The sequence below is a fragment of the Vibrio sp. 10N.222.52.C3 genome (genome assembly GCF_041474195.1).
Taxonomy (GTDB): Bacteria; Pseudomonadota; Gammaproteobacteria; order Enterobacterales; family Vibrionaceae; genus Vibrio; species Vibrio crassostreae_C.
Window position 1 is genome coordinate 899 of the sequence record NZ_JBFRTQ010000167.1, and the last position, 3233, is coordinate 4131.

General features: G+C 47.1%; 3 protein-coding genes. 1 reads left to right on the forward strand and 2 read right to left on the reverse strand.

The window, feature by feature from the left end; translation table 11 throughout:
• The first annotated feature begins 101 nt into the window (after positions 1-101).
• Complete coding sequence (folD, locus tag AB4517_RS20790) at positions 102-959, forward strand: bifunctional methylenetetrahydrofolate dehydrogenase/methenyltetrahydrofolate cyclohydrolase FolD (protein WP_017062367.1); 858 nt, start codon at positions 102-104, stop codon at positions 957-959.
• Between the two features lie 125 nt (positions 960-1084).
• On the opposite strand, the gene AB4517_RS20795 is transcribed toward folD, so the two are convergent.
• Both AB4517_RS20795 and AB4517_RS20800 read right to left on the reverse strand, forming a co-directional pair.
• The gene (locus AB4517_RS20795; protein WP_136973698.1) at positions 1085-2899 is read right to left on the reverse strand and encodes a sodium:proton antiporter; all 1815 of its coding nucleotides are present in this window, start codon (positions 2897-2899) and stop codon (positions 1085-1087) included.
• A gap of 164 nt (positions 2900-3063) precedes the next feature.
• Positions 3064-3233, reverse strand: a 170-nt coding sequence (locus AB4517_RS20800; protein WP_372149754.1) for a nucleoside transporter C-terminal domain-containing protein, incomplete at its 5' end; no start/stop codon positions are given.

The window sequence follows — 3233 nt, forward strand, 5'->3', positions numbered from 1 at the left end:
GAGCAAAGCAAACGTTTGCTTGATGGTAATCAAAAAGATTTTCTGGAATAATGCGCCAAAAACATCAGCCACTAACTTGAATATCAATACTAAGGAAATTCATGACTGCTCAAAATATTGATGGAAAGCTAATTTCTCAAACGGTTCGCTCCGAAGTTGCTGCACGTGTAAAAGCTCGTACTGAAGCTGGATTACGCGCTCCGGGCCTAGCGGTTGTTTTAGTGGGTGAAGACCCTGCTTCTCAGGTTTACGTTGGAAGTAAGCGTAAAGCGTGTGAAGAAGTTGGCTTCGTATCTAAATCTTACGACTTGCCAGCCACTGCGACAGAAGACGAATTGTTAACACTTGTAGACCAACTGAACGACGATCCAGAGATCGACGGTATTCTTGTTCAACTGCCTCTACCAGCAGGCATTGATAGCACTCACGTTCTTGAGCGTATCACGCCAGAAAAAGACGTTGATGGCTTCCACCCCTACAATGTCGGCCGTTTGGCTCAGCGCATGCCTAAGCTTCGCTCTTGCACGCCAAAAGGCATCATCACGCTGCTTGACCGTTACAACATCGACTTACGTGGTAAGCACGCGGTTGTGGTTGGCGCATCAAACATCGTAGGTCGCCCAATGACGCTAGAGCTTCTTCTAGCAGGTTGTACGACGACAACATGTCACCGCTTCACCAAAGACCTTGAAGGTCACGTGCGTCAAGCAGACGTTGTTGTAGTTGCCGTTGGTAAACCTAACTTCATTCCTGGCGCTTGGATTAAGAAAGGCGCTGTTGTGGTCGATGTGGGTATCAACCGTTTGGAATCTGGCAAACTAGTGGGTGACGTTGAATACGACGTAGCGAAAGAAAGCGCAAGCTTCATCACACCTGTGCCGGGTGGTGTTGGCCCAATGACGGTGGCGAGCCTAATCGAGAACACCATGATCGCTTGTGAGCAATTTCACTCGAAATAGTCCGCAGCGCATATAAATAAATTAGAAAGCCGCAACGTGATGAACGTTGCGGCTTTTTTGATGCTTTGGTACTTAGCTATTCGTTTTTAAAACGGGCTGACTCGCTTTTGATGAAGCGCTCGTTGCTACTTATCTGGACTCTCAACTTTTTCCGTCTGTTCAGAAGGCGGTAATAAACTAATAAGCTCACACTCCGTTGATATGAGTTTTTCCAACTCAGATCCTTGTGTCATTAAACGGAAATCACCGCCAGTGATCACCCCAAGAGGAATGGCTTTAGGATACAAAGCATTAAACTCTTTTAAATCAAATGCCTCGGTCAAACCTGTACTTTTAATTTGGCTACCCTGAGCCATCAACGAGTTAAGCTTAGAATAGGTGATCCCTTCCGAAAACAGACTTCTATTGCCATCGCGGCTCACTTGGTGCCTTTCATGTTTATTCTCTGAGGATTCAAGCTCAAACACCTTATTCTCACCAAACTCGTCTTGATAGTGCATGCTAACTAACGGGTTGGTTTGACGATAAGGCGACACGATCATCGCACGCCCTATTCCATCCAATTCCAGATTATTCTCAGCGTGGCTCGAAGCTGGGTTACCAAAATAAACATTCAAGTTTTCCATGCGCGCTAAGCGAATGCTTTCCCAGTTGGTATCGGCAAGCACACTGTTGATGTTGTGTGTCGCCAACACTTTGGCAAACTGGCGTGAAAACTGAGTCGCACCAAAGAAGATAACGCCTTGTGCCTTCTCTTGAGTCACACCTAGCCTTCTCGCCCACCAACTCGCGGTAAGGCTCTGAATCACAACCGTACCGATGATGACCAAGAACACCATTGGCACCAGTAAATCTGCGCCTTCAATTAATTGCTTCTCTTGAAGTTTGATTGCAAACAGAGAAGAAACCGCGGCTGCAACGATCCCGCGCGGTGCCATCCAGCTCAAAAACCATTTATCCGCAGAGGTAAGATCCGTGCCGATCCCGCTGATCCACACACTCAAAGGACGCGCCACCAGCATCACTACCGCTAACAAGCCAACCCCACCCCAACCTATCGAGAGGAAGGTTCCGGAGTCGAGCCTGCTCGCTAACAGAATAAACAACGCAGAAATAAGTAACACGGTCAGGGTTTCTTTGAATTCGATGATGTCTTCGATATCCAAGCCCTTCACGTTGGCAAGCCAGATCCCCATGATGGTCACGGTTAATAAACCCGATTCTTCACTCAGATCATTAGAAAACGAGAACGCCGCCAACATTAGCGTCAGCACAGCCACATTACGTAAATAGTGCGGTACCCAATGCCCTTGCAGCATCTTGGCAATCAAATGGCCACCGATGATCCCTAAGCCTAAACCTATGACTAACGTCAGGCCCAGAGCTGACAGAACGTGTCCGGTAGGGTCGGCAGAAGAAACAATGTACTCGTAGACGAGAACCGCAAACAGAGCGCCAATCGGATCAATTACTATCCCTTCCCATCGCAAGATACTGCCTAACGAAGATTTAGGCTGAATACTGCGAAGCATGGGCACGATTACCGTAGGGCCAGTTACCACAACTAATGCACCAAACAGTGCGGCTAACGGCCAACTGAAGTCCACAAAGTAGTATGCCCCCACCACGATACACGCCCATGTAATCAACATGCCGAAACTCACGAGGTGAGTCACCATCCGGCCATGGCCTCTGATTTCTTTGAAATTTAGGGTCAATGCTCCTTCAAACAAGATGATGGCAACCCCTAAGGAGATCATAGGAAACAGCACATCACCGAAAATGGCATCGGGATTTAGAATATTCAGGCCGGGACCTAACAATAGGCCAACGATAAGGAGAGGGAGAATGGCGGGAAGACGTAAACGCCAGCCGAGCTGCTGACAAGCTAAAGACAAGAGTCCAATTAACGCCAAAGAAGAAGTAATCGACAAATCCATTTGTGCCCCTAAAAGGTTTGCACCACACCCTGTGGTACAAACTATTCAATGAAATAAGAAAGCCTACGTTCTTACACTATAGGCTCTCTTCTTCACGCTAACCGAATATTATTGTGATTAATCAGTCACTTTACTATAGGGGGAGTAAAGTCATGATCCGTTAGCTATAGAGAAAGTACAACACCAGCAATAGCGGCACTCATTAAGTTAGCAAACACACCTGCACAAATTGCTTTGAAGCCATATTGTGAGATGAAAGAACGACGCTCTGGAACTAAGCTGCCCAAACCACCGATAAGAATCGCCATGGTAGAGATGTTAGCAAAGCCACATA